Consider the following 3,843-nt stretch of genomic DNA (forward strand, 5'->3'; position numbering starts at 1 on the left):
GCGCCGGGTCCGCGACTTCGCCGCCGCCGAGGGCTCCGAGCTGGTCGACCGCGGCGCCGCGGCCCGCGCCCTGGCGAGGCTCGAGGTCGACGAGGCCGGTCTTGACAGCCTCGACCGCCGCTATCTGCGCGCCTTGATCGAAAACTACGCCGGCGGCCCGGCGGGGGTGGAGACCCTGGCCTACGCCATTGCCGAGGCGCGCGACGCCGTCGAGGACGTCATCGAGCCTTATCTGATGCAGCAGGGCTTCATCCAGCGCACGCCGCGCGGACGCATGGCCTGCGCCAAGGCCTACGCCCATCTGGGGCTCACCGAGCCGGCCGGCGCGCCGCGGGCCGGCCAGGCGACCCTGTTCGACGACGAGGCCTAAGGCATGCCCAGAGTCAGCCTCCTCTCGCCCCTGTCCCGCGGCGAGTGCGTCCAGCGCCTGCGTGAGGCGGTGGATGCGCCGCTGGTGATGTTCGGCAAGAAGTCGGTGGTCGGGGATGTCGACGACGAACGCGCAGCGCTGCGCAAGCGCCTGCGCTACCGCAATTCATTCCAGACCCGGTTACGGGTGACCCTCGAGGACGCCGCCCCCGGAACCCGAATGCAGTGCCGCAGCGGCGCGCATCCGGCCGCGCTGGTGTTCATCACGCTGTGGCTGGGCGTAGTCACGGTCATCGGCGGCGCAGTGTTCCTGGCGGCGCTGGTCGATCTCACCGGCGCAGCGCAGAGCGAGATCCCGCCCGCCATCGGCCTCCTCGCGCCGCCCGGCTTCCTGCTGTTCGGGATCACGCTGGTCGCCGTCGGCCGCAGCATGGCGCGGGGCGAAGTGGACTTCCTCATCGATTTCGTCGCGCAACAGACAAAGGCGCGTCGTGTCGAAATCGCGCCGGCGGCCAGCGGGCGGACCGCGACCGTCACATGAACGAGCATCCGTCCGCCGGCCGCTTTGATGGGCGAGAGCACCGACTGGCCGTGCGCGTCTACTACGAAGACACCGACTTCACCGGCGTGGTCTATCACGCCGCCTATGTGCGCTTCTTCGAGCGCGGCCGCTCCGACTGCCTGAGGCTGGCCGGCGTCCACCATGGGGAACTGGCGGCGGACGAACGGCCCACCGCGTTCGCCGTGACGCGCCTGGCGGTGGATTTCCTCAAGGCTGCGCATATCGACGACGCGCTGGAGGTTCGCACCCTGTACGAGCGCGTGCGCGGCGCACGCCTGTTCGTCAGCCAGTCGATCTGGCGCGGCGAGACGCTGATCGCCACGGCCGAAGTGGTCGCCGCTTGCATCGACCTGGCCGGGCGCGCACGCAAACCTTCGAAGGCTTTACTGGACGCGGTGACACCACTGCTGGCAGAGGCGCCTTAAGTTCGCCAAACGGGCGATTCACTCAGGCCACAGTCGCCCGCCGCATGACCCTGGAGAAGGAGCTGCATGGATCCCGCCGTCCCCGCCGCGATCAACGCCGACAGCTTCTCTTTCATCACCCTGTTCCTGCGCGCCGACTGGGTCGTGAAGGGGGTCATGCTCGGGCTCGCCGGCGCCTCGCTCTGGTCCTGGGCGGTGATCATCGACAAGACCTTCCGCTTCGCCCGCCTGAACCGCGAGGCCGACGCGTTCGAAACCCAGGTCGCCGCCGGCCGCTCGCTGGAGGAGATCGCCGCGGAAGCGGGCGAGAACCCCAGCCACGCCCTGCCCCGCATGTTGCAGGGCGCCCTGCGCGAGTGGCGCGAGCAGCGGGCAAAGGGCCTGTCAGGCGACTCCCAGGCGGCCTTCCTGGTGCAGCGGATCGACCGCACCCTCGACACCACCATCGCGCGTGAGAGCCAGAAGGTTGAGGATGGCCTGGGCCTGCTGGCCATCGTCGCCACCGCCTCGCCCTTCGTCGGCCTGTTCGGCACCGTCTGGGGGATCATGCACGCCTTCCAGTCGATCGCGATCCAGAAGAACACCAGCCTGGCCGTGGTCGCGCCGTCGATCGCCGAGGCGCTGTTCGCCACCGCCATCGGACTGGCCGCGGCGATCCCCGCCTATATCGCCTACAACAAGTTCTCGACCGACGCGGGCAAGTTCGCCGGCCGGCTGGAAGGCTTCGCCGACGACCTGTCGACCGCCATCCAGCGCCGCCTGACCGAGCGCTTCTGATGGCGCTTTCCGCCAACGACGCCTTTTCCGCCCAAGGTGGCCGACGCCGGCGACGGGGCCGCGGCCGGCGCGGCGCGCTGTCCGAGATCAATGTGACCCCGCTGGTGGACGTCATGCTGGTGCTGCTGATCATCTTCATGATCAGCGCGCCGCTGCTCACCGCGGGCGTACCGCTGGAGCTGCCCAAGACCGAGGCCGGCGCCATGCAGGACCAGGAGGAGCCGCTCTCCGTCTCGATCCGCGCCGACGGCGCGATCTTCGTCCAGGACAAACAGGTGGCCTTCTCCGATTTGTCGCCCAGGCTGAGCGCCGTGGCCGGCGACGAGACCGCCAAGCCGATCTATGTGCGCGCCGACGGCAAGGCGGCCTATGCGGTCGTCGCCCAGGTGATGGCCGCGCTGTCGACCTCGGGCTTCACCTCCATCAACCTGCTCACCGAGACCGGCGGGCCGTCCTCGGGCGGACAGGAGACGCCCAAGCGGTGACGCGCGAGCGCTCAGACCTGTCGCCGGCGCTGCTGGGATCGGCCCTGCTGCATGCGGCCTTCGCCGCCGCGCTGCTGATCACCTGGCCCTGGTCGAAGGAGCTGAAGGCCGGCGTCGTGGTGCCGGTGAAGATCATCACCAACGCCTCGATCACCGACGTGCGCGCCGCTGTGGAGGCGCCGGAGCCCCAGACCGCCCAGATCGAGACGCCAACCCCCGAAGCGCCACTGGAGCCGACGCCGCCGGCCCCTGTGCCGACGCCCACGCCCGCGCCGCCGCCGACCCCCGCCCCCAAGGTCGCGCCACAACCGATCCCCAAGCCGACGCCCGCGCCAACGCCAAAGCCGACGCCGACGCCGAAGACCGTGACGCCGGCCCCTAAGGCGGCCCAGCCTGCGCCAAAGACCCCGCCCACGAAGGCGGCGCCGGCGACCAAGACGGCCAAGCCCTCCGACCTGGATCTCGACGCCCTGCTGGCCAGCGTGTCCAAGAGCGCCAAGTCCGGAGGACCGCGCGCTTCGAGCGCGCCGAAAGGCCCTGCACGCCCGGAGACTGCGCCACAGGCCCGTCCGGCGGTCGGCAGCGGCATCTCGGCCAACGCCCTGGCCGGGTTGTCGGAAGAACTGCAACGGCGCTGGAACCCCAATTGCGACGTCGAGGGCGGGCGCGATGTGCAGGTGCGCGTGACCTTCACGCTGGGCGCCGGCGGCCAGGTGGTCGGCGACGTACGCACCGACGGCCAGGAACGTTCGTCCAATCCGGTGATCCAGGCCGCCGCCGACCGAGCGGTGCGCGCGGTGTATGCCGCCTCGCCGTTCCGCAACCTGCCCAGCGAGTTCTACGGTCAGAGAATCGCCGTGAAGTTCAACGCCCGTGAAGCCTGCGCCCGATGACCGTAACGAGGAACGTCCGATGCGACTGAAGTTGGTGATGCTGGGGATCGCCGCCGCCCTGGCCATCGGGGGGGCCATGCCGGCTCCCGCGCGCGCCGAGATCGAGGTCGACGTCAACCGCGGCGACGTCCAGCCGCTGCCGATCGCCATTCCCGCCCTGGGCGGCGGCGCGGTGGGCGGCGACATCGCCAAGGTGATCGCCGCAAACCTGGAGCGTTCGGGCCTGTTCAAGCCGATCGACCCGGCCGCGTTCATCGAAAAGGACCTGAAGGTCGAGGTGCAGCCCCGCTTCCCCGACTGGAAGGCGGTCAACGCCCAGGCGCTGGTCAACG

General features: G+C 70.4%; 6 protein-coding genes and 1 pseudogene. All 7 read left to right on the top strand.

Features of this window, described 5'->3' with window-relative positions; translation table 11 throughout:
- Positions 1 to 370, top strand: a 370-nt coding sequence (locus Q8M88_RS08545; protein ID WP_305596361.1) for a Holliday junction DNA helicase RuvB C-terminal domain-containing protein, incomplete at its 5' end; no start/stop codon positions are given.
- Positions 371 to 373: 3 nt separating this feature from the next.
- Positions 374 to 910 (top strand): hypothetical protein, encoded by a 537-nt coding sequence (locus tag Q8M88_RS08550; protein WP_305596363.1) that lies wholly within the window; start codon positions 374 to 376, stop codon positions 908 to 910.
- Complete coding sequence (locus Q8M88_RS08555) at positions 907 to 1,356, top strand: YbgC/FadM family acyl-CoA thioesterase (RefSeq protein ID WP_305596365.1); 450 nt, start codon at positions 907 to 909, stop codon at positions 1,354 to 1,356. Before Q8M88_RS08550 ends, Q8M88_RS08555 begins: the two co-directional genes overlap by 4 nt.
- Positions 1,357 to 1,422: 66 nt before the next feature.
- Positions 1,423 to 2,133, top strand: a complete 711-nt coding sequence (gene tolQ / locus Q8M88_RS08560; protein WP_305596367.1) for a protein TolQ — start codon at positions 1,423 to 1,425, stop codon at positions 2,131 to 2,133.
- Complete coding sequence (locus Q8M88_RS08565; protein ID WP_305596369.1) at positions 2,133 to 2,618, top strand: ExbD/TolR family protein; 486 nt, start codon at positions 2,133 to 2,135, stop codon at positions 2,616 to 2,618. Before tolQ ends, Q8M88_RS08565 begins: the two co-directional genes overlap by 1 nt.
- Entirely contained in the window at positions 2,615 to 3,511 is an 897-nt protein-coding gene (locus Q8M88_RS08570; RefSeq protein WP_305596371.1) for an energy transducer TonB, read from the top strand. The genes Q8M88_RS08565 and Q8M88_RS08570 overlap by 4 nt, the downstream gene beginning before the upstream one ends.
- Positions 3,512 to 3,530: 19 nt before the next feature.
- A pseudogene (gene tolB, locus Q8M88_RS08575) lies at positions 3,531 to 3,843 on the top strand (Tol-Pal system protein TolB); the annotation flags it as partial.

The organism is Phenylobacterium sp. (assembly GCF_030693805.1).
Taxonomy (GTDB): Bacteria; Pseudomonadota; Alphaproteobacteria; order Caulobacterales; family Caulobacteraceae; genus Phenylobacterium.